20 protein-coding genes and 1 other RNA gene are annotated in these 21,104 nt (G+C 70.3%); 9 read left to right on the forward strand and 12 right to left on the reverse strand.

The window, feature by feature from the left end; all coding sequences use genetic code 11:
- Nucleotides 1-5 precede the first annotated feature (5 nt).
- Nucleotides 6-2,054, reverse strand: a complete 2,049-nt coding sequence (locus BLP95_RS08660) for a transporter permease (protein WP_089678294.1) — start codon at nucleotides 2,052-2,054, stop codon at nucleotides 6-8.
- 46 nt (nucleotides 2,055-2,100) lie between these two features.
- Nucleotides 2,101-3,324, reverse strand: a complete 1,224-nt coding sequence (locus BLP95_RS08665) for a carboxylate--amine ligase (protein WP_089678296.1) — start codon at nucleotides 3,322-3,324, stop codon at nucleotides 2,101-2,103.
- A gap of 248 nt (nucleotides 3,325-3,572) precedes the next feature.
- Here BLP95_RS08665 and ffs point away from each other — a divergent pair.
- Nucleotides 3,573-3,669, forward strand: an RNA gene (ffs, locus tag BLP95_RS08670) — signal recognition particle sRNA small type.
- A gap of 34 nt (nucleotides 3,670-3,703) precedes the next feature.
- Here ffs and BLP95_RS08675 read toward each other — a convergent pair.
- The 9 genes from BLP95_RS08675 to BLP95_RS08715 form a co-directional block, all read right to left on the reverse strand.
- Nucleotides 3,704-4,495, reverse strand: a complete 792-nt coding sequence (locus tag BLP95_RS08675; RefSeq protein WP_425402548.1) for an amino acid ABC transporter ATP-binding protein — start codon at nucleotides 4,493-4,495, stop codon at nucleotides 3,704-3,706.
- Nucleotides 4,496-4,517: 22 nt separating this feature from the next.
- Nucleotides 4,518-5,171, reverse strand: coding sequence for an amino acid ABC transporter permease (locus BLP95_RS08680; RefSeq protein ID WP_023006022.1), 654 nt, complete (start codon nucleotides 5,169-5,171; stop codon nucleotides 4,518-4,520).
- A 22-nt stretch (nucleotides 5,172-5,193) separates the two neighbouring features.
- Nucleotides 5,194-5,850, reverse strand: coding sequence for an amino acid ABC transporter permease (locus tag BLP95_RS08685; protein WP_023006021.1), 657 nt, complete (start codon nucleotides 5,848-5,850; stop codon nucleotides 5,194-5,196).
- An 81-nt stretch (nucleotides 5,851-5,931) separates the two neighbouring features.
- The gene (locus BLP95_RS08690) at nucleotides 5,932-6,735 is read right to left on the reverse strand and encodes a transporter substrate-binding domain-containing protein (protein ID WP_245678720.1); all 804 of its coding nucleotides are present in this window, start codon (nucleotides 6,733-6,735) and stop codon (nucleotides 5,932-5,934) included.
- A gap of 165 nt (nucleotides 6,736-6,900) precedes the next feature.
- Nucleotides 6,901-8,091, reverse strand: a complete 1,191-nt coding sequence (locus BLP95_RS08695) for an acetyl-CoA C-acyltransferase (protein WP_089678302.1) — start codon at nucleotides 8,089-8,091, stop codon at nucleotides 6,901-6,903.
- A complete protein-coding gene (locus BLP95_RS08700; RefSeq protein WP_089678305.1) occupies nucleotides 8,088-9,371 on the reverse strand; it encodes an ArgE/DapE family deacylase in 1,284 nt (427 codons plus the stop codon). Before BLP95_RS08700 ends, BLP95_RS08695 begins: the two co-directional genes overlap by 4 nt.
- Nucleotides 9,371-10,024 (reverse strand): 3-oxoacid CoA-transferase subunit B, encoded by a 654-nt coding sequence (locus BLP95_RS08705; protein ID WP_023006017.1) that lies wholly within the window; start codon nucleotides 10,022-10,024, stop codon nucleotides 9,371-9,373. The genes BLP95_RS08700 and BLP95_RS08705 overlap by 1 nt, the downstream gene beginning before the upstream one ends.
- Nucleotides 10,014-10,715, reverse strand: a complete 702-nt coding sequence (locus tag BLP95_RS08710) for a CoA transferase subunit A (RefSeq protein ID WP_023006016.1) — start codon at nucleotides 10,713-10,715, stop codon at nucleotides 10,014-10,016. The genes BLP95_RS08705 and BLP95_RS08710 overlap by 11 nt, the downstream gene beginning before the upstream one ends.
- Entirely contained in the window at nucleotides 10,712-12,079 is a 1,368-nt protein-coding gene (locus BLP95_RS08715) for an aminotransferase family protein (RefSeq protein ID WP_089678306.1), read from the reverse strand. The genes BLP95_RS08710 and BLP95_RS08715 overlap by 4 nt, the downstream gene beginning before the upstream one ends.
- A 116-nt stretch (nucleotides 12,080-12,195) precedes the next feature.
- Here BLP95_RS08715 and BLP95_RS08720 point away from each other — a divergent pair, with 116 nt between their 5' ends.
- The 5 genes from BLP95_RS08720 to BLP95_RS08740 all read left to right on the forward strand — a co-directional run bounded on the left by BLP95_RS08720 (nucleotide 12,196) and on the right by BLP95_RS08740 (nucleotide 16,965).
- The gene (locus tag BLP95_RS08720) at nucleotides 12,196-13,104 is read left to right on the forward strand and encodes a LysR family transcriptional regulator (protein WP_089678308.1); all 909 of its coding nucleotides are present in this window, start codon (nucleotides 12,196-12,198) and stop codon (nucleotides 13,102-13,104) included.
- Between the two features lie 120 nt (nucleotides 13,105-13,224).
- A complete protein-coding gene (locus BLP95_RS08725; RefSeq protein WP_023006013.1) occupies nucleotides 13,225-14,187 on the forward strand; it encodes an ABC transporter substrate-binding protein in 963 nt (320 codons plus the stop codon).
- Between the two features lie 47 nt (nucleotides 14,188-14,234).
- Nucleotides 14,235-15,116, forward strand: a complete 882-nt coding sequence (locus tag BLP95_RS08730; RefSeq protein ID WP_023006012.1) for an ABC transporter permease — start codon at nucleotides 14,235-14,237, stop codon at nucleotides 15,114-15,116.
- Entirely contained in the window at nucleotides 15,113-15,907 is a 795-nt protein-coding gene (locus BLP95_RS08735; RefSeq protein WP_023006011.1) for an ABC transporter ATP-binding protein, read from the forward strand. Before BLP95_RS08730 ends, BLP95_RS08735 begins: the two co-directional genes overlap by 4 nt.
- 11 nt (nucleotides 15,908-15,918) lie before the next feature.
- Nucleotides 15,919-16,965, forward strand: a complete 1,047-nt coding sequence (locus tag BLP95_RS08740; protein ID WP_089678310.1) for a histone deacetylase family protein — start codon at nucleotides 15,919-15,921, stop codon at nucleotides 16,963-16,965.
- Nucleotides 16,966-16,977: 12 nt separating this feature from the next.
- Here BLP95_RS08740 and BLP95_RS08745 read toward each other — a convergent pair whose 3' ends face one another.
- Nucleotides 16,978-17,943: a DNA-binding protein gene (locus tag BLP95_RS08745; protein WP_176760256.1), complete on the reverse strand. Its 966-nt coding sequence runs from the start codon at nucleotides 17,941-17,943 to the stop codon at nucleotides 16,978-16,980.
- A gap of 160 nt (nucleotides 17,944-18,103) precedes the next feature.
- On the opposite strand from BLP95_RS08745, the gene dnaX reads away from it, so the two are divergent.
- The 3 genes from dnaX to recR are packed head-to-tail and all read left to right on the forward strand — an operon-like array spanning nucleotide 18,104 to nucleotide 21,071.
- Entirely contained in the window at nucleotides 18,104-20,110 is a 2,007-nt protein-coding gene (gene dnaX / locus BLP95_RS08750) for a DNA polymerase III subunit gamma/tau (protein WP_089678315.1), read from the forward strand.
- 26 nt (nucleotides 20,111-20,136) lie between these two features.
- Nucleotides 20,137-20,463, forward strand: coding sequence for a YbaB/EbfC family nucleoid-associated protein (locus BLP95_RS08755; RefSeq protein WP_089678316.1), 327 nt, complete (start codon nucleotides 20,137-20,139; stop codon nucleotides 20,461-20,463).
- A gap of 2 nt (nucleotides 20,464-20,465) precedes the next feature.
- A complete protein-coding gene (gene recR, locus BLP95_RS08760; protein ID WP_089678318.1) occupies nucleotides 20,466-21,071 on the forward strand; it encodes a recombination mediator RecR in 606 nt (201 codons plus the stop codon).
- Nucleotides 21,072-21,104: the final 33 nt, after the last annotated feature.

Genomic DNA, 21,104 nt, shown 5'->3' on the forward strand with positions numbered 1-21,104 from the left:
CGGGGTCACGGCGCGTCGGGACCCTCGTCCGCCTGCAGCTCGTTGGGGGGCACGCGGTCGGCGCCCCAGCTGCGATGGATGTAGCCGATCACCCGGTCGAGCTCCGCCTGGGTGATCTCGGCCAGCTCGCCGCGCTCCAGGGGGTCGTAGTGGAAGATGTAGAGGCGCGAGGCGAACTGCTCGAAGGGCAGCGAGGCCTCGCCGAAGCGCTCGCCATGGTCGGCGGTGCTGACCTTGATGCCGTCGCCCCAGTTCTGGCCGCTGTCGTTGTTGGGGTTGAAGAAGTAGACCCGCATCACGTCGCTGGGGTCGAGGTTGACCCGCAGTATGGTGATGGCGTGCCAGCCGATGAAGCGCGCGGCGCTGTCGGTGACCGCGATGCCCGCCGGTTGCGGGTGGATCAGCGGCTGGTTGCCGTTGTAGTAGGGGTGGTAGCTGGCGTAGAAGTGGCGCAGGAAGGTCTCCGGCTCATGCAGCTGCCCCGTGGCCACGTCCACGTTGATGCGAAAGCCCCGCCCGGCCCACCAGCCGTGGAACTCCGGGTTGACCCAGCGATGGGGGTCGCCGTCGCGGCCGATGCAGCGCCGCCCCATCTCGGCGTAGATGCGGTCGAGGTGGGGGACCACGATCAGCGACACCGCATCGAGATCCATGGGCAGCGTCTGGGCCACCCCGCTGAGGCTGGCCATGGAGGAGAGCGGCATGCCCTCGAAGTGCATGATGATCTCGTCGTCACGCGCCGCCCAGGCCACCATCTGCAGCAGGTAGTCCGGGTCGTTGTAGGCCCACATGGAGAGGGCCCGGGCCGACTGGCAGGTGGGGTTGTTGCCCTGGCCCACGCCCAGCGGCAGGCCCAGCATGCACAGCACGCCCTCGAGCAGGCGCGCGCGGGGCGAGACCGCCTCGCCGAAGGCCAGGTTGAGCCGCGCCTGGGACCACTCCGAGAGGGTCAGGCCCAGCTGGCGCCACATCGCCGGCGCCACCGGTGGCTGGTAGAGGATGCCGCGCTCGAGCATTAGCGCCAGGCCATAGACCGCCTGGGGCGTGGCCGGGTGCACGCCGCCGCGGATCAGCGCGTAGACCAGCTCGCGGTAGCAGAGCAGGCAGTCGCGCCCGGTGGCGGAGAGCCCCAGCGCCTCGGCCAGCAGGTGGTCGCCGTGGTCGAGCAGGTGGCGCAGCAGCACCGGGTGGTAGGGGGACACCAGGCCGGTGTCGTGCATGGCGCGCGCGAAGCCGGTGGCCTCGCCCTGCAGGGCGGCGCTGTCCATGCTGGCCAGCCGCTCGCGGTAGACCTCGATGCCCGGGTCCTCGCGGCAGGCCCGGGTGGGGCCGAACAGCGAGCTGACCAGGCGGTCGGCACCCTGGCCGCTGGCGCCCAGGTCGATCTCGGGGTTGGCCTGGCAGAGTGCGATCTGGGTGATCATCTGCTTGACCGGCTCGACCTGGATCGGCCGCTGCTCGAGGATCCGCCAGATCTCCTCGATCAGGCTGTCGATGATATGTTCGTAGCCGATGCGCTCGGCCAGGTGACGGAACAGGTGGCGGGGGATGGTGGCGAGCCGTCCTTGGGTCTCCCGCTCGGCCTCGCTGGGCGCGCCGAACAGCAGCCACAGGTTGATCGCCATCACCTGGGTCAGGTAGTGGTGCGCTTGCTCGGCGGAGACCGCCGTATGCAGGTAGTCGCCCTTGGCCACCGCCAGCAGGCGCAGTTCGCTGAGCGCCTCGATCACCACGGTGTTGGGGTCGGGGCTCTTCAGCGCGTGGGTGGTGAGGGTGGGCAGCAGGTACTGGGGCGTCTCCCAGTCGGATCCGGCGAAGACGCCGGCCTGTTCGAGGGTCTGGGCGCGCGTCTCGAGGGCCGCCGCGCCCCCCTCCTGCAGCAGCACCCGGCGCGCGGTGTCCAGCACGCGGGGCAGCTTGCCGGGCTTGGCGAAGTCGCGTGCCGCGTCGAGCAGGCCGACCGCCTCGTCGAGCTTGTCCAGCAGGCCGCGAAGCTTGGTGTCGTCGGGCGGCGTCTCCGCGCCGCCCGGCTGGTTGTCGTCATGCGTGGTCACGCCGACTCCTTGTCGTCAGGCTGTCATGGTCCCCATGACGCCTGGATCAGACATAGAAATCAAGCTCTTCCATATGCTTGAGGAGTTCCTTCATGCGCGCCGCCTCGTCGCCCTTGAAGTAGACGAGGCCCCAGTGGGTACCGAAGGCCGTGCGCTTGGTGACGGTCTCCTCCATGGGCGCGGTGAGCTCGTGGGACTCGAAGTAGGGATCGTCCTCGACCTCCTCCGGGATCTCGAGCTTGCTGACCACACGGCGGCGCGGATAGACCCCGAAGCAGCCGGCATAGCCGTCGGCGTCGACGACCTCCTTGGGGAAGAACTCGGCGACCTCCTCGGCCGTGCTCTTGGGGTCGAACACCAGCATGCTGGCCTGGTAGGCGTTGAAGCCGTAGACCCGCTCGAGCAGCTCGAACACCTTGAAGCCCGGCGGACGGTAGGCCACCTCGCCGAAGTACATCTCGCCGTCGTTGGTGACGAAGTACTCGGGGTGGATCAGGCCGAACTCGATGTCGAACGCCTTGATCAGCTTCTCGATCTGGGCGGTGATCTGGGGACGGTACTTCTCCAGCTCCGGCGAGGCCGGCACGAACACCGAGTAGCCCAGGGTCACGTACTCGGAGATGTTGAGGAAGACGATCTTGCCCTTGTGGATCCACGCCTCCACGGCGAACTCCCAGCCGTCCAGGTGCGACTCCATCAGCACCGGGAACTCCTCCTCGGGGATGGTATCGACTTCGTCCGGGGTACGGATCACCCGGTGGCCCAGGCAGCCGGCCTTGTCGAAGGCCTTGAGGTGGATGGGATCGTTGGGGTCGCCGTCGAGCTTGAGCAGGGTCTGGTTGACCCGCTTGAGGAAGCGGATGACGTCCTCCTTGTCGTGGGCCTCCTCGAAGATGCCCACGCGGATGCCGCCCAGCTGGGCGCGACGCTTCATCAGCGCCTTGTCGCGCAGCAGCAGCGACTGGCCGTAGAGGCGAGGGCTATCGAGCAGCACCGAGTTGATGGCGCCGGCCCACTCCACGGTCTCCTCGAACAGCGGGATCGCCACGTTCACCCCCATCTCCTTGAGGGTCTCGGCGATCTCCATGGAGCGGTCGTTGAGGCGCTCGAAGTTCCACGGCACGTAAGGGATGTCGTGCTTCTCGCAGTACTCCTCGGCCCAGTCCGGCGCCACCACGACGTAGCGTCGGTCGAAGTTCTCGGCGGCTTCGACGGCGTTCAGGCTCCAGCCCAGCAGAGCGATGTAGCCCTTGTTCGGATCCTTCTTCATGGGGCGCCTCCTGTGTTCGGCGATGAGTAAGCCTCCCTGACGCGATATCGTGCAGAGATGAATGACGTAAGGAAGGGTACCCTCATCCTACATCACCCAGCGTTGGCCGACATCCTGCCCTGTGCCGCCCCACGCCCTTGCCCGCCCCGGACGGCGCTGTTATAGTGCGCACGCACTCGGCAAGGCGTTGATCGCAAACGCCAACCACGCCGGGTCGACATCCCCGGGATGTCGCGCTGTGGTGGCCCCGTCGGTCCTCCCGCAACGCCAAGCCGCAAACCCCGCCAGGCCCGGAAGGGAGCAACGGTAGCGGTGGCCGCGTGTGCCGGGATGCGGCTGTCGGGGCCGCCTCCATTTGGGGCCCCGCGCCGAGTCCTCGCTATGCCGAGGTGCTGGACTGGCTCCCCAGGTGCTTGCGCAGGAAGTGACGGGTACGCTCCTGCTCCGGGTTCGAGAACAGCCGCTCGGGGGTATCGGCCTCCACCACCACGCCGCCGTCCATGAACATCGCCCAGTCGGAGACGTCCCGCGCGAAGGCCATCTCGTGGGTGACGATCAGCATGGTCATGTGCTCCTCGGCCAGCCCCTTCATCACCTGGTTGACCTCCTCCACCAGCTCCGGGTCCAGCGCCGAGGTGGCCTCGTCGAAGAGCATCACCTTGGGGCGCATGGCCAGCGCTCGGGCGATCGCCACCCGCTGCTTCTGCCCGCCGGAGAGCGAGCTCGGGTAGGCCTCGGCCTTGTCCGCCAGCCCCACCCGCTCGAGCAGTTCCATGCCCAGCGCCCGGGCGTCCTTGGTCTCCATGCCCTTGAGCTTGCGCGGGGCCAGGGTCACGTTGTCCAGCGTCGACATGTGCGGGAAGAGATTGAAGTGCTGGAACACCATGCCCATGTTCTGGCGGATATGGTTGATATGCCGCTCGAAGGCCAGCCCCTTGAGGTCCGGGCGGTTGACCTGCACGCCATCCAGCAGGATCTGCCCCTCGTCGATCACCTCCAGGTTGTTGATGGAGCGCAGCAGGGTGCTCTTGCCCGACCCCGAGGGGCCGATGATTGAGATGATCCTGCCGCGATCCACGCGCAGGTCGATGCCCTTGAGCACCTCCAGGTCACCGAAGCGCTTCTTGACCCCCCTGAGCTCGACCATCGGCGTGTCTGTCGTCTGTGTCATGCGGAAACCTCGTGGGTAGGGGTTAGCGACGGTAGGCGGCGCGGCGCTCGATCCACGACTGGCCGGCCTCCATCATCAGGTTGATCAGGTAGTAGATCACCGCGATGGTGATGTAGAACTCGAAGGGCCGGAAGGTGATGCTGATGGCGTACTGGGAGACGTACACCAGCTCGCCGATGCCGATGGCGGAGAGCACCGAGATGTCCTTCACCATGATGATCATGTTGTTGCTGAGCTGCGGCAGGGCCCGGTAGAAGGCCTGGGGGAGGATGACGTAGCGCAGCGTCCTCAGGTGGCCGAAGCCCAGCGAGCGCGACGCTTCGTACTGGCCGTGCGAGACCGAGCGGATGGTGGCCATGAAGATGTCGGCGTTGTAGGCCATGTAGTGGAAGCCGAGCCCCAGGATGCCCACCACGATGGCCGGGATCAGGATCAGCTCGCCGAGGCCGAAGTAGAGGAAGTAGAGCTGCAGCAGCAGCGGGGTGGTCATGAACAGCCAGATGAAGAAGCGCAGCGGCCAGTTCACCGCCTTGCGGGTGTAGAGCGAGATCACCGCCACCAGCTGGCCGCCGAGGATCGACAGCAACGCGACCGCCAGGCCGATCAGCAGGGTGACGCCCACCCCCTTGAGCAGGGTGGGGAAGTAGTCGATGACGGGAGTGAAGTCGAATTCCATGAGCGTGTCCTGAGGTAGCGCCTTACCGGAAGGTGTAGCGGGTGGCCCGGCGATAGAGGAACTCGACCATGCCCATGACGGCGTAGATGATCACGATGTACATCAGCGCACTGAGGGTGAAGACCTCGAGGGGCTTGTAGGTGGAGCCGATCAGGCGCTGCGCCTGGTAGGTGAGTTCGACCACCGAGATGATCGAGACCAGCGAGGAGTTCTTGACCAGGATGATGGCGAGTACCCCGATGGAGCGGATCATCAGGCCGGCCGCCTGGGGCAGGATGATGTAGCGCAGCGTGGCCAGGCGCCCGAAGCCCAGGGAGCGCGAGGCCTCGTTCTGGCCGCTCTCCACCGATTCAATGGCGCCGCGCATGGCCTCGCTCATGTAGGCGCCGATGTTGAAGGCACCCACCACCACCCCGCAGGTGAAGGGATCCAGGCGCAGGCCGAGCGCCGGGCCGCCGTAGAACACCAGCAGCAGCTGCACGAAGTAGGGGGTACCGCGCACCACGCTGATATAGGCGCGGGCCAGCCAGCGCGGCGGCGGCAGGCGGGCGGTCCGCATGACCACCAGCGCCGCGGCGATGAAGAAGCCGAAGAACAGGGCGCGGGCGGAAATGTCGACGGTGACCCACGCCGCCTTCACCAGCAGCGGCGTGATGTCGATCATCAGGTTGAAGTCCATGGTCCTGTGACCCTGCGTTGGGAGTATCGTGGCGGGTCGAGGCGGAGAGGCCCCGGCCGGACGGCGGCCGGGGCCCGAGCCTCAGTTGAAGTCGACGCCTGGGCCGATCCAGGTGTCGACGATCTCCTGGTAGGTGCCGTCGGCGCGGATCTCGGCCAGTGCCTCGTTGAGCGCGGCCTTGAGCTGCGGTGAGCCCTTCTGGACCGCGATGGCGGCCGGGAAGCGCGGCAGCTCGCCGACGTCGACCTGCTTGATCGGCAGGTCGTCCTCGGTGAGCGCCACGTAGACCGGGATGTCGTCTGCCACCATCACGTCGATGCGCCCGGTGGTGAGGGCGTTGAGCATGTCCGGCAGCCCCTGGAAGGTCTGGTTGCGCCAGCGCCCCTCGGCCTTCTCGGTGGCCCACTGGTTGCCGGTCTCGCCGAGCGTCGAGCCGACCCGCTTGCCCTCGAAGTCGGCGATGCTGGCGACATCGTCGGTCTCCTCCCGCACCCAGATGGAGAGGCCGGAGCTGTAGTAGGGGTCGGTGAAGTCGACCGCCTTCTGGCGCTCCTCGGTGGCGCTCATGCTGCAGATGCAGGCGTCGAAGCGACCACCGGCCAGGGCGGCGACGATGCCGTTCCAGGGCGAGGTCTGGATGTTGACCGCGACACCCATCTTCTCGGCCAGGGCCTCGGCGATGTCGACGTCGAAGCCGACCAGCTCACCGTCGGTGTTGACGAAGCTGAAGGGCGGGTAGGCGCCGGAGTTGGCGACCTGGAACACATCCTCCTGGATGGCCGGGAGGTCCCGCGCCTGGGCGGGTAGGGTGGCGAGAGTGACGGCGCCCAGCAGGGCCAGGGTGCCGATGAGGGGGCGAACAAGGCGGTTGTTGTGCATTGTCATGTTCGATACCTGTTTGTTGTCATGGGTGGGTGTCGGCTCGGGTGAGCCTCTTCGGGGGCACGGGACGCCGGGGCGTCCCGCGACGAAGCAGTGACTGACGGTGATGACCTCCTTTCCCGCCAGCGAAGCGTTACTTTCGAAACTAGCAGGCGCCGCGGATGCCTGTCATACCCGCTCGAGGAGCACGGCGATGCCCTGGCCGCCGCCGATGCAGGCGGCCGCGCAGCCGTAGCGCCCCCCGCGGGCGTGGAGAATGCGTGCCAGGGTGCCGGCCAGCCGGATGCCGGTGGCGCCCAGTGGGTGGCCCAGCGCCAGGGCGCCGCCCCAGACGTTGACCCGCTCGGGATCCAGCCCCAGTTCCTCCATGGCGTGCAGCGGCACCGCGGCGAAGGCCTCGTTGATCTCCCAGGCGTCGATCGCCTCGGCGGTGAGGCCGGCCTGTTTCAGCACCCGCCGGATGGCGGCGGCGGCGCCTTCGCCCATCCGCTCCGGGGCGACCCCGATATCGGCCACGTCCACCACCCGGGCCAGGGGCGTGACGCCGTGGCGCGCCAGGGCGCGCTCGGACATCAGCAGGGCGGCGGCGGCGCCGGAGGTGAGCGGCGAGCTGTTGCCGGCAGTCACCCGTCCGCCGGCCTTAAAGACCGGGTCGAGGCCGGCGAGTCGCTCGGCGCTGGTGTCGCCACGGATGGTGGCGTCCCGGGCGACTGGTTCGCCCCCGGCGTTGGCCAGGGCGAGGCGCTCGCCGTCGAAGTGTCCCGCGGCGTTGGCCGCCGCGGCCCGCTGGTGCGAGGCCAGGGCGAAGGCGTCCATGGCCGGGCGCTCGATGCCCGCGGCATCGGCCAGGCGCTCCGCGGTAATGCCCATGTTCAGGGCCACGTCGAGCTCCAGCCAGGGGGCCTGCTGGAGGGCGGCGGGGCTGGTCAGCACGCCCGCCTGGAACAGCGCCGGCCCCATGGGCACCCGGGTCATGTTCTCGAAGCCCCCGGCGAGGCCCACCTCGATGGCCCCGGCCTGGATCTCCCGGGCGGTGCCGCGCAGGGCGGCGAGCCCCGAGCCGCACTGCTGGTCGATCTGGCGGGTGGCGCAGCCGCGGCCCCGCGCGCCCAGGCGTTCGGCGAGCCACAGCGGGTAGCGGCCGCCGAAGCTCCACTGCTCCTTGACCGGCAGGGCGCAGCCCACGCTCAGGTCTTCGACGGCGGCGCCGTCGAGGTCCTGGCGTTCGAGCAGCGCGTCGATCACCCCGGCCAGCAGGGCGTCGCCGCGGGTATCGGCCCAGGCGTCCACCTCCGGCTTGCGGGGATGGGCGCGGCTGAAGCCGCTGCGGGCGTAGTCGGCCAGATAGGCGTCTCTCATGCGCCGGGCTCCTCTTGGGTGGCCTGCCGTCCCCAGCGGTGGAGGAACAGCGCGTAGGTGGTCAGCACCTGGCGGATGGAGGCGATGTCGACGCACTCGTCCACGCCGTGGATGCGCTCGGCCACCGGGCCGTAGCAGGTGCCGTTGATGCCGCCCGAGACGTGGAAGGCGCGCAGGTCGGTGGTGCAGGTGGAGAGGTAGTGGGCCGGCGGCTCGCCGAGCAGCGCCTCGTGGCACGCCGAGAGCAGCCGGATGCCCGGGGTGTCCAGCTCGACCAGGTGCCCCTCGGAGCGGAAACCGTGGAAGCTCACCCGCGGCGGCGGGGTGGCGTCGTCGAGCTCGGCGTGGCGGGCGGCGATCGCCTCGCGCACCCGTGCCATGGCGTCGTCCGGGGACATGCCCGGGGGGAAGCCGACCCGCCCCTCGAGCACGGCATGGGCCGGCACGCTGGAGGCCCAGTTGCCCCCCTCGATCCGGCCGATGCTGAGGTTGAAGGGGTGGGGGTGGCCTGCGTAGGGCGCCGGGCGCGGCAGGGCGTTGATCTCCTCCTCCAGGGCCTTGAGCGCCGGCAGGTAGAGCTGCAGGGTCTCGATGGCGTTGCGGCCGGCGGACGTATCCAGCACATGGGCGGGCAGGCCCTCGAGATAGAGCCGGAACCACAGCACCCCCACCTGGCCGCTGTAGATCCGGGCGCCGAAGGGCTCGGGGATCAGCACGAAGTCGCCGCCGTAGCCCTGGTGCAGGCAGGCCAGGGCGCCGTTGCCGGTGCACTCCTCCTCGATCACCGTCTGCAGGGTCAGCGGGAAGTCGATGCTCGCCCCGGCCCGGCGCACCGCCGCCACCGCCATCACCATGGCGGCGATGCCGGCCTTCATGTCGCCGGCGCCGCGACCGTAGAGCCAGCCGTCCTGCTCCCAGGGCTCCCAGGGCGGGCGGGTCCACATCGCGGTGGGCTCGGCGGGCACCACGTCCAGGTGGCCGTTGAACACCAGGTGCGGGCCCTCGGCCTCGGGGTTGAGCCGCGACACCAGGTTGTAGCGCCCGGCGCTGTCCCACTCGGTGGGCGCGCGGTGCGGGTGGTCGGCGAAGCCCGGGGCATCCAGCGGTACCCGGTCCACCGGCAGGTCGAGCCGTGCGAACCACGCCTCCATGGTGTCCAGCGCCCCCTGCTCCTGGCCCAGCACGCTGTAGCCGCGCACCAAGTCGCGGGTCAGCGCCAGGGTGTCGTCCATCAGCGCCTCGCAGGCCTCGACGATGCGTGTCTCGGTGGCGTCCAGCATCAGAACCTCCCCAGCCGTGATCTATCGATGAGCAGCGGCGCCTCGGTGGCCGCCTCAAGGTCCGCGGGGTCGAGCCCCTCGGCGATCTCCACCACGGCGAGTCCCTCCGCGGTCACGTCCATCACCGCCTTGTCGGTGATGATGCGCGACACGCAGCCGCTGGCGGTGAGCGGCAGGCGGCAGCGCGCCAGGATCTTGGGGTTGCCCTGCTTGTCGTTGTGGGAGCAGAGCACCACCAGCCGCCTGACCTTCTGGGCCAGCTCCATGGCGCCGCCGATGCCCGGCGAGAACTTGCCGGGGATCTTCCAGTTGGCCAGGTTGCCGGCGGCATCCACCTCGAAGGCGCCCATGAAGGTGATGTCGACCCGGCTGCGCCGGATCATGGCGAAGGAGGTGGCGCTGTCGAAGACGCTGGCCCCGGGGCGGGTGGTGATGTAGGCCCCGCCGGCGTCGATCATGTCGTGGTCCGGCGGCTCGCCCTCGCGCCGCGGGCGGCAGCCCAGCACGCCGTTCTCCGAGTGCACCAGCACCTCCAGGTCGTCGGGCAGGTGGTAGAAGAGGCGGGTCGGCAGGCCGATGCCGAGGTTGACGATCTGGCCGGGAAGCACCTCCCGGGCGGCCCGGGCCAGGATGCGCTGGGTATCAGAGGCCATGGGGGCGCACTCCCTGTTCGCTGGTGGCACGCTCGACCTGCACCACCCGGCTGACGAAGGCGCAGGGGGTGTGGATGGCGTCGATGGGCAGCTCGCCCGGGGCGTCGAGGCGATAGGCCTGGGCGATCACCTGGTCCGCGGCCATGGCCATCAGCGGGTTGAAGTTGCCGGCGGTGGCGCGATAGATCAGGTTGCCGTAGCGGTCGGCCCGCTCGGCATGCACCAGGGCGACGTCGGCGTGAAGGGCGGGCTCGATGGCCCAGTGCCGGCCGTCGAGCTCGAGCTCCCGGCGCCCGACGGCGATCTCGGTACCCAGGCCGATGTCGGTAAGAAAGCCACCGTGGCCGGCGCCGGCGCAGCGGATCTTCTCGGCGAGCAGCCCCTGGGGGTGGAAGCTCACCTCGAGCCGCCCGGCGTTCATGGCCTCGATGGCGGTGCGGTTGAGGCCCAGGTGCGAGGTGATCAGGCGCCGCACGCGGCCGGCCTCGATCAGCCGGCCGATGCCGATGCCGGGTTCGTTGGCGTCGTTCTTGATCAGGGTGAGCCCGCCCTGGCCGCTGGCGAGCAGGGCGTCGAGCAGCGCGAAGGGGGTGCCCGGCGAGCCGAAGCCACCCACCATGATGGTGGCGCCCTCGGGGATGTCGGCCACCGCCGCCTCGATATCGCACACCTTCTGGTCGAGCCGTGTCATGAGAGGCGCGCCTCCGTCGTGGGGACCGTCAGGGTGTCATCCGCCTCCAGCGAGCGCTCGAAGCGTGCCATGGCACGACCCAGCCGCTCGAGCAGCAGTGCCACCTCGTCGGCGCCGATGGTCAGCGGCGGGGTGACCAGGAAGTGGTCGCCGGCGACGCCATCCAGGGTGCGGCGGGGGTAGACCAGCAGCCCCTCCTCCCGGGCCAGGGCGGTGATCTGGGCGAAACGCTGCTGCGCGGCGGGGAAGGGCTCGCGCGTCACCGGATCCGCCACCAGCTCCACCCCCCACAGCAGGCCGAGGCCGCGCACGTCGCCTACCCAGGGGTGACGCGTGGCGAGCGCCCGCAGGCCGGCGCCGAGCTCTGCCCCCCGCGCCCGGGCGTTCTCCAGCAGGTCCTCGCGGCGGATCGCCTCGATCACGGCCAGCGCGGTGGCGCAGGCCAGCGGGTTGCCGGCGTAGGTGTGGCCATGCTGGAAGCCGCCGCTCTCCATCACCGCCGCGACGATGTCGTCGCGGGCGAGCAGGGCGCCCACCGGGTAGTAGCCGGCACCCAGCCCCTTGGCGGTGGCCAGCAGGTCGGGGGTCACGCCATAGTGCTGGTAAGCGAACCAGGCGCCGGTGCGGCCCACGCCGGTGAGCACCTCGTCGAGGATCAGCAGGCAGCCGAGTTCGTCGCACAGCGTACGCATCCCCTTGAGGTAGCGCTCGCCGAGCAGCCGGGCGCCGGTGCTGGCGCCACCGATGGGCTCCAGCACCACGCCGATCAGGGTCTCGGGCCCGGCGGCCTCCATGGCCGCCCGGGTCTCGGCCAGCACTCGGTCGATGTGGGCCTCGTCGCTGGCATCGCTATGGCGGTAGAGGTCCGGCCCCGGCACCTTGAGCGAGGCGTGGGTCAGCTCGGCGAAGGGGGCCTCCAGGGGGTGATAGCCGGTGACGCCCAACGCCCCCAGGGTGCTGCCATGGTAGGAGGGGCGCAGCGAGACGAAGCGCCGGCGTTGCGGCTGGCCGGTGGCGACGACGTACTGCCTGGCCAGCTTGAGGGCCGACTCCACGGCCTCGGAGCCGCCGGAGACGAAGAACACCTTCTGCAGGACGCCGCCGGTGAGTTCCACCAGGGCACGCCCCAGCGCCAGCGCCGGGGCGTTCTCGAACTGGGTGCGATAGGTGAAGGCGACGCGGTCGAGCTGGGCCAGCATGGCGTCGCGGATGTCCTGGCGGCCATGGCCCAGGTTGCAGCAGATGGCGCCGGCGCAGCCGTCGAGGTAGTCCTTGCCCTGGGTGTCCCAGAGGGTGATGCCCTGGCCGTGGCTGACCTCCGGCAGGTCGGTGCCACCCTGATAGAAGAGGGGGGATGCGGTCATCCTGGTGCCCTGATGGTTGTTGTTGAGAAGGCCTGTGTCGGATGAGGTCAGTCTAGGTAGTCGCTCCAGGATATTTCAATATATGATATTTAAAGCCAATTCGATGAGTTAAAGTCATGGCAGATGTCTCTCTCCACTCGCTGAAGGCGCTGGCCGTCTTCAAGACCCTGTTCGAGGCGGGCAGCGCCTCCCAGGCGGCGCGCACCCTGGGTATGACGCAGTCCGGGGTCAGCCGCTCGCTGGCCAGGCTCGAGGAGGACCTCGGCCTGACCCTCTACCATCGCGAGAAGAACCGCCTGGTGGCCACGCCGGAGGCCGGCGAGCTCTACGACGAGATCCTGCGCCTGATGGGCAATATCGAGGAGCTGCGCCACAGCGTCCTGGCGCTCAAGGAGTTCGGCACCTCGCGGCTGCGCATCGCGGCGATCCCCGGTCTCTCCTTCGGCTTCGTGCCGCGCCTGGTGGCGTCGCTGCTGGAGAACCGTCGCTTCAGCGTGAGCCTCGACATGATGGCCAGCCATGAGGTGCAGGCGGCGGTGGAGTCCAGCCACGCCGACATCGGCTTCATCACCCTGCCGGCCTCCTCGCCCCAGCTGAACGTCGAGGCGCTGCTCACCACCCAGGCGGTCTGCCTGCTGCCGGCGTCACACCCCCTGGCGGCGCAGGACGCGGTGGACGTCACGGCGCTGGCCGACCAGCACCTGGTGATCAGTAACCAGCCGAGCCTCGCCAGCAACCCCCTGCTGGAGCTACTGGCCCAGCACGGGGTGCGCATCGCCGGCAAGACCGAGGCCAACATCGGCACCATCACGGCGCTGGTGGCCGGCGGCGCGGGCATCACGGTGATGAACCCCATCACCGTCCACGACCAGCTGGGGTGCCACGCGGGGGTGGTGGTGCGCCCCTTCACGCCGGTCATGGGCTTCGACTTCGGCCTGGTCTATCGCCACGAGTGGCGTGACTCCCGGGTGCTGGCCTTCCTGCGCGACCGTGGCCGGGAGCTGCTGGCGGACTATTCCCCCTGAGCCGTCGGGTAGGGGAAGGGGTGGGAAAACGGTCGTTCGTTGGCAGGACGTATTGGCCGCGACGGGGAAGCGCGCTAAGGTGCAGGCTCGTTATCCACTCCACAAGAACGAGGGAACACCATGATGCGGCGTCGAATCCTCTCCGCGGTACTGGGCTCCATGCTGATGGCCGGGGTGGCCCAGGCCGAGACCGTCAACCTGGGCATCACCCAGATCGTCGAGCATCCGGCGCTGGACGCCAGCCGCCAGGGGGCGCTGGACGAGCTGGCCGAGCGTGGCTATGTCGAGGGCGAGAACCTCGCGATCGACTTCCAGAACGCCCAGGGCAATCCCACCATTGCCGCCCAGATCGCCCGCAAGTTCGCCGGCGAACGCCCCGACATGGTGCTGGCGATCAGCACCCCCTCGGCCCAGGCCGCGGCCGCGGCGCTGCAGGACGACACGCCGATCGTCTTCACCGCGGTCACCGACCCGCTGCTGGCCAAGCTGGTGAGCGACATGGACGCCCCCGGCGGCCACATCACCGGCGTGGTCGACGCGCCGCCGCTCCAGGCACAGCTGCAGCTGATCCGCGACATGTTCCCCGAGGCCGAGCGGCTCGGCGTCCTCTACAACCCCGGCGAGGCCAACTCCGTCTCCCAGGCCGAGAAGCTCCAGGCCATGGCCCCCGAGCTCGGCTTCGAGCTGGTCGAGGTGACCGCCTCGCGCACCTCCGAGGTGATGGGCGCGGCGCGCAGCCTGGCCGGTCGCGTAGACGCCATCTACGTGCCGGTGGACAACACCGTGGTCTCCGCCCTCGAGAGCGTGCTCAAGGTCAGCTACGACGCCGACATCCCGGTGTTCACCGGCGACAACTCCTCGGTGGAGCGTGGCGCCCTGGCCTCGCTGGGCTTCAGCTACTACGACATGGGCCGCCAGACCGGCGCGATGATGGCGCGCATCCTGGACGGCGAGAAGGCCGGCGACCTGCCGGTGGGCACCGTGGAGAAGCTGGAGCTGATCCTCAACCGCGGCGCCGCCGAACAGATCGGCTACGAGATCCCGGCCGAGTTCGAGGAGCAGGCGGTCGAGATCGTCGACTGAGGCATGTCACCGGGGAGGGGTGACCCTCCCCGTCACGGAAAGCATTCATGAGTCTTATCGCGTTTCTCGGGGCCATCGAGCTTGGCCTCATCTTCGGTTTCGTCGCCCTCGGCGTCTATCTCTCCTTCCGCGTCCTCGACTTCCCCGACCTCACCGTCGACGGCAGCTTCCCGCTGGGCGCCGCCGTCGCGGCGGTATGGATCGTCGGCGGGGGCAACCCCTGGGTGGGCACCGCCCTGGCGGTGGTCGCCGGCGGCATGGCCGGCATCGTCACCGCCTGGATGGCGGTGAAGCTCAAGATCCTCAACCTGCTGGCGTCGATCTTGTCGATGATCGCGCTCTACTCCATCAACCTGCGGGTGATGGGGCGGCCCAACATCGCCCTGCTCACCGAGAGCACCATCTTCACCCCGCTGGAGTCGCTGCCGCTGAGCCGCTACATCGTCTATCCGCTGGCGATCCTGGCGGGGCTGGCGGTGGTCACTGCGCTGCTCAACCGCTTCCTCAACAGCGAGGTGGGCCTGGCGATGCGCGCGACCGGCGAGAACGCGCGCATGGCCTCGGGCAACGGCATCAACACTTCGGTGATGGTGCTGGCCGGCATGGCGCTCTCCAACGCCCTGGTGGCGTTGGGTGGGGCGCTGTTCGCCCAGAGCCAGGGCAGCGCCGACGTGACCATGGGGGTGGGCACCATCGTGGTGGGGCTGGCGGCGGTGATCGGCGGGCAGTCGCTGATCCCCGGGCGCACCATCCTGGTGGCCACCCTGGCCTGCATCTTCGGTTCCATCCTCTACCGCCTGATGGTGGCGGTGGCCCTCAACGCCGACTTCATCGGCCTGCAGGCCCAGGACCTCAACCTGGTCACCGCGCTGCTGGTCGGCTTCGCGCTGGTGCTGCCGCGGTTCAAACGCAGGAGGCGCGCCGCATGATCGAGCTCCACGACATCCACGTCACCTTCAATCCCGGCACGCCGCTGGAGAACCATGTCCTCAAGGGCATCGACCTGACCATCGACGAGGGCGAGTTCGTCACCGTGATCGGCGGCAACGGCGCCGGCAAGTCGACCCTGCTCAACGTGCTGGCCGGCGAGATCATCGCCCAGCCCGGGCGGGTGCTGATCGGTGGCCGCGACGTCACCCGGCTGCCCGCCTTCCGGCGCGCCGACCTGGTGGCACGGGTCTATCAGGACCCGCTGGCCGGTACCTGCGGCACCCTCACCCTCGAGGAGAACATGGCCCTGGCCTTCGCCCGCGGGCGGCGCCGTCGCCTGGGGCGGGCGCTGGACGGCGCGCTGCGTCGCCGCCTGCGCGACAACCTGGCGCGGCTGGGCCTGGGGCTGGAGGATCGCCTCCACGACAGCATCGGCCTGCTCTCCGGCGGCCAGCGCCAGGCGGTCAGCCTGCTGATGGCGGCGCTGCAGCCCATGGAGATCCTGCTGCTCGACGAGCACACCGCGGCGCTGGACCCGCGCATCGCCAGCTTCGTGCTGGAGCTCTCTGCCGACATCATCCGCGAGCAGCGCCTCACCGCCCTGATGGTCACCCACAGCATGCGCCAGGCGCTGGACGTGGGGCACCGCACCATCATGATGGACCAGGGCGAGGTGGCCTTCGACGTGCGGGGCGAGGAGCGCGCGGGCCTCGACGTGCCGGACCTGCTCAAGCTCTTCGAGCGCGCCCGGGGCGGCCAGGTCGACGACGACTCGCTGCTGCTGGGCTGAGGGGAGACGCCATGCGTATCGTACATTCCGAGACCACCAAGGCCCGCCGCGCCCGCACCGAGCTCGATGGCGGCCAGCTGGTGCCGCCCTGGGAGTGCCCGGAGCGGGTCGACATGATCCTGGCCGGCCTGCGCCAGGCAGGGTTCACCGAGGTGGTGGCCCCCGCCGAGCATGGCCTGGCGCCGGTACTGGCGGTGCACGACGCCTACTACGTCGAGTTCCTGGCGAGCTGCTGGGACGACTGGCGCGCGCTGGGCCGCGAGGGCGAGGCGATCGCCTGGATCTGGCCCACCCGCACCATGCCGGGGCGGCGCATCCCGCGCTGCGTCGACGGGCGCCTGGGCCACTACGCCCTGGGCGCCGACACCGCCATCTGCGCGGGGACCTTCGAGGCCGCCATGGCCAGCAAGGACGTGGCGCTCTCGGCGCTGGCGCATGTGCTGACCGACGGCGGGCCGGCCTTCGGGCTGTGTCGCCCGCCGGGGCACCACGCCGCGGTCGACCAGTTCGGCGGCTACTGCTTCTTCAACAACGCCGCCGTGGCCGCCCAACGGGCGCTGGAGTCGGGACTCTCCCGGGTGGCGATCCTCGACGTGGACTTCCACCACGGCAACGGCACCCAGCAGATCTTCGAGGCGCGCAGCGACGTGCTGTTCGTGTCGATCCACGGCGACCCCATGACCTGCTTCCCCTACTTCATGGGTCACGCCGACGAGGTGGGCGAGGGCGACGGGGCGGGCTACACCGTCAACTACCCGCTGCCCGAGGGCACCGGCGCCGAGGTGTGGTTCCACGTGCTGGAGGCCGCCAAGGCGCGCATCGCCGAGGCGGGCTGCGAGCTGCTGATCGTCTCGCTGGGCGTGGACACCTTCGAGGGTGACCCGATCAGCGCCTTCCGGCTCGCCGGCGACGACTTCCTCGAGATGGGGCGGCGCCTGGCGGGGGCTGGGCTGCCCACCCTCTTCCTGATGGAGGGCGGCTATGCGGTGGCGGAGATCGGCACCAACGTGGCCAACGTGCTGACCGGCTTCGAGCAGGGGTCCGCAGGGGCGAAGTGACGGCGAGCGGGACTAGTCCCGCTCGCCCGGGGAGCGCATGCCGCGCTGGCGCTGCTGCACCTGCATGGCGTCCATGCGTGACTTGAGGGCGTTCTGGGTCGCCTGCAGCGCCTCGGCGCGGATCTCCGCCTTGGTGGCGCGCTGGGCGGCCTCCTGGGCCTGCTTCTGCGCCTCCTGCTTGGCCCGCTCCACGGCATCCAGGCGCGCCTTCTGCTCGGCGCGCATCTCGGTGACCTCCTGGCGCTGGCGGGCACGCTCCTCCTGCATCTCGCGCTTGAGCTGGCCGATCTGCTCGGCCTTCTCGCGGGCCTGTTCCAGGGCGCCGTCGCGCTGGCTCTCGGCCACCGCCTGGGCGCGCTCGGCCTTGACGCGCTCCTCCTCGACGGCGCGGGTCTCGCGCTCGGCGGTCAGCCGCGCCTGCTGCGCCTCCTCCAGCTGCTCCCGCAGCAACGCCACCTGCTGGCGCTGCTGGATCAGCTCCTCCTGGGCCTGCCGGGCCAGCTGCCGCTCCTGTTCCAGATCGTCGCGCAGGGTGTCGCGCTCGGCCCTGAGGGCGTCGCGCTGCTCCCGGGCCTCGCGACTCTCCCGCTCGACCAGGGCCAGCCGGCTCTCCAGCTCGGCGTTGCGCCGCTCCAGGCCCTCGCCGGACTCGGCCAGGGTGGTGGCGTCGGCGCGGGCCTCCTCGGCCAGGCGCCGCCCCTCGGCGAGGCCAGCCTCGCCGCGGCGCGCCAGCTCGCGCTCCAGAGCCTCGAGCAGCGACTCGGGCAGCCGCGCCGGGGTGGGCTCGGGGGCGGGGCGGGCATCGCGCCAGGCGCCCAGATGTCGCTGGACCAGGTGGGGCGAGCCGCCCCCCAGCAGCTCGAGGACCCGGTGCAGGGTCGGCTCGGCGCCGCGGTGCTCGAGGTTCTCGGCGGCGGCCGCCACCTGTTCGTAGCGTATCGGCGCGCCGGCGCCGGAGGTGTCGGATGCGTGGCTCATGGCGTCGTCCCTGTGTTGGCCGCTCTGAACGGCCCAGCCTAGCATAGCGCCCGGCGCTGGGAAGTGGCGTTCGCTTTCCGCCACGCCCCCCGGCCGCTAGAATGATGGCCTTCGTGCCGGCCTGCCCGGCTCTCGTTCTCCCGCAAGGAAATCGCGCCGCATGAGCTATCAGGTTCTGGCCCGCAAGTGGCGACCGCGCACCTTCCATGAACTGGTCGGCCAGGAGCATGTCCGGCGCGCGCTGGTGAACGCCCTGGACCAGGGGCGCCTGCACCATGCCTACCTGTTCACCGGCACCCGCGGCGTGGGCAAGACCACCCTGGCGCGCATCCTGGCCAAGTGCCTCAACTGCACCGCCGGCGGGCATGGCGACGAGGGCATCACCTCGACCCCCTGCGGCGAGTGCGACAGCTGCCGGGCCATCGACGAGGGGCGCTTCGTCGACCTGATCGAGGTGGACGCCGCCTCGCGCACCAAGGTCGAGGACACCCGCGAGCTGCTCGACAACGTCCAGTACGCGCCGACCCAGGGGCGCTACAAGGTGTACCTCATCGACGAGGTGCACATGCTCTCCACCAGCAGCTTCAACGCCCTGCTCAAGACCCTGGAGGAGCCGCCGCCCCACGTGAAGTTCCTGCTGGCCACCACCGACCCGCAGAAGCTTCCCGCCACGGTGCTGTCCCGCTGCCTGCAGTTCACCCTCAAGCACATGCCGCCGGAGCGTATCGTCGAGCATCTCGCCAGGGTGCTGGAGGCGGAGTCGGTGCCCTTCGAGGAGAGCGCCCTGCGGCTGCTGGGGCGCGCCGCCGAGGGCTCCATGCGCGACGCAATGAGCCTCACCGACCAGGCGATCGCCTTCGGCCAGGGACGCGTGGAGCACGCCGACGTGGCGGCCATGCTGGGCACCCTCGACCAGCGCCACGTGCTGGCGCTGGTCGAGGCGCTGGCCGAGGTCGACGCCGCGTGGCTGTTGGCCGAGGTGGCGAGCCTCGCCGAGCACGCCCCGGACTTCGCCGGGGTCCTCGACGAGCTGACCGGCGTGCTGCACCGCCTGGCCATCGCCCAGATGGTCCCCGAGGCGCTGGACAACGGCCAGGGCGACCGCGAGGCGCTGCTGGCGCTCGCCGCGCGCTTCACCGCCGAGGACGTCCAGCTCTACTACCAGATCGGCATCCAGGGGCGCGGTGACATGGCCAGCGCCCCCGACCTGCGTACCGCCCTGGAGATGACCCTGCTGCGCATGCTGGCCTTCCGGCCCCAGGGCGTGCCGCGGCCGGCGACCACCCCGCTGCCCCTGCGCGGCCAGCCGGGCGGCGGCGCCGGCGGGGAGGGTGGTGCGAGCGGCGGCCCGGCCGAGCCGTCACCGGCCGCGGCGCAGGACGCCCCGGCCCCCGAGGCCGGCCACGTCGCTCCCCCTGCGGACGATCGCGAGGCGGCGCCGGCCGCCTCCACCGTCCCGGGCGAACCCGTCGCGCCCGTCGAACCGCCCCCAGCCAGCGTGGCGCCTCCCCCCAGCGAGCCGCCGTCCTGGGTCGTGACAACGCCATCGCCCGAGGCCGAGCCGGCCCTGGCGGCCGATGCCGAGGCATCCTCGCCGTCCGATATTGCGCCGGCGGCTCCCGCCGAGCCCGCCGCACAGGACATGGCCAGGACCGAGCCCCTCCGCCCGGACGCGCCACCCCAAGCGAGCGATACGCCGGCGCCCGAGCCGGCGCCATCCCAGCCGGCAGCGGCGGAACCCGCTGCGACGCCGGTGTCCAACGCCCGGGAGGGGCGCTTCACGCATGAAGACTGGCTGGCCGACTTCGAGTCCCTGGGGCTCGGCGGCCTGACCCGCAACCTCGCCGCTGGCTGCGTGGTGGAGGAGGATGACGGCGCGGTGCTGCGCCTGCGCCTCGACCCGACCCTTGCCGCCATGCGCGCCGAGGTGCATATCGAACGCATGCAGGAGGCGCTGGCCCGTCACGGCTTGGCGCGTCGCCTGGCGGTGGAGGAGGGCGAGCTTCCCCCGGGCGTGGAGACCCCGCGCCAGCAGGCCGAGCGACGCGCCGCCGAGCGCCATGCCGCGGCGGTTGAGGCGCTGGGCCGCGACCCCCATGTACAGCAGCTCAAGCAGGCCTTCGGGGCCCGCCTGATCGAGGCCACGGTGAAACCCGCCGGGCACTGACACCACATCACGAGAGAGGACACACCATGTTCAAGGGTGGAATGGGCAACATCATGAAGCAGGCCCAGGAGATGCAGGAGAAGATGCAGCGCGTCCAGGAGGAGGTCGCCCAAGCCGAGGTCCAGGGCGAGGCGGGCGCGGGCATGGTCAAGGTGACCATGAACGGTCGCCACGACGTCAGCAACGTCGACATCGACCCCAGCGTCATGGAGGAGGACAAGGAGCTGCTCGAGGACCTGCTGGCCGCCGCGGTCAACGATGCCGTGCGCAAGGTGGAGGCCAACTCCAAGGCCAAGATGGAGGAGGTGACCCAGGGGATGAACCTGCCGCCCGGTTTCAAGATGCCGTTCTGACGATGAGCTTCTCCCCCCTCATCGAGAAACTGATGGAGTCGCTGCGGGTGCTGCCGGGCGTCGGGCCCAAGACCGCCCAGCGCATGGCCATGCACCTGCTCGAACGCGACCGCGACGGCGGGCGACGGCTGGCCGCGGTGCTCGAGGAGGCGCTGGAGCGCGTCGGCTACTGCCGGCGCTGCCGGACCCTCACCGAGGCCCCGATCTGCGTCCTGTGCGAGAGCGCACGGCGCGACGATGCCCTGCTCTGCGTGGTGGAGTCCCCCGCCGACCAGCTCGCCATCGAGGAGGCAGGCGGCTACCTCGGCCGCTACTTCGTGCTCCATGGCCACCTCTCGCCCCTCGACGGCATCGGCCCCGAGGACCTGGGGCTCGACGCCCTCGAGGCGCGCGTGGCCGAGGAGGGGGTCGAGGAGGTGATACTCGCCACCAACCCCACCGTGGAGGGGGAGGCCACCGCCCACTACATCGCCGCCCAGCTCGCGCCCCGCGGCGTGCGCCTGTCGCGGCTGGCCTATGGCGTGCCCATGGGCGGCGAGCTCGAGTACGTCGATGGCGGCACCCTGAGCCGCGCCTTCAACGGCCGCCTGCCCTTCCAGGGTGACTGAGGCCGCCCCGGCCCTGCCCTCCATTCATCATCA

The organism is Halomonas shengliensis (genome assembly GCF_900104135.1).
Classification (GTDB): Bacteria; Pseudomonadota; Gammaproteobacteria; order Pseudomonadales; family Halomonadaceae; genus Halomonas; species Halomonas shengliensis.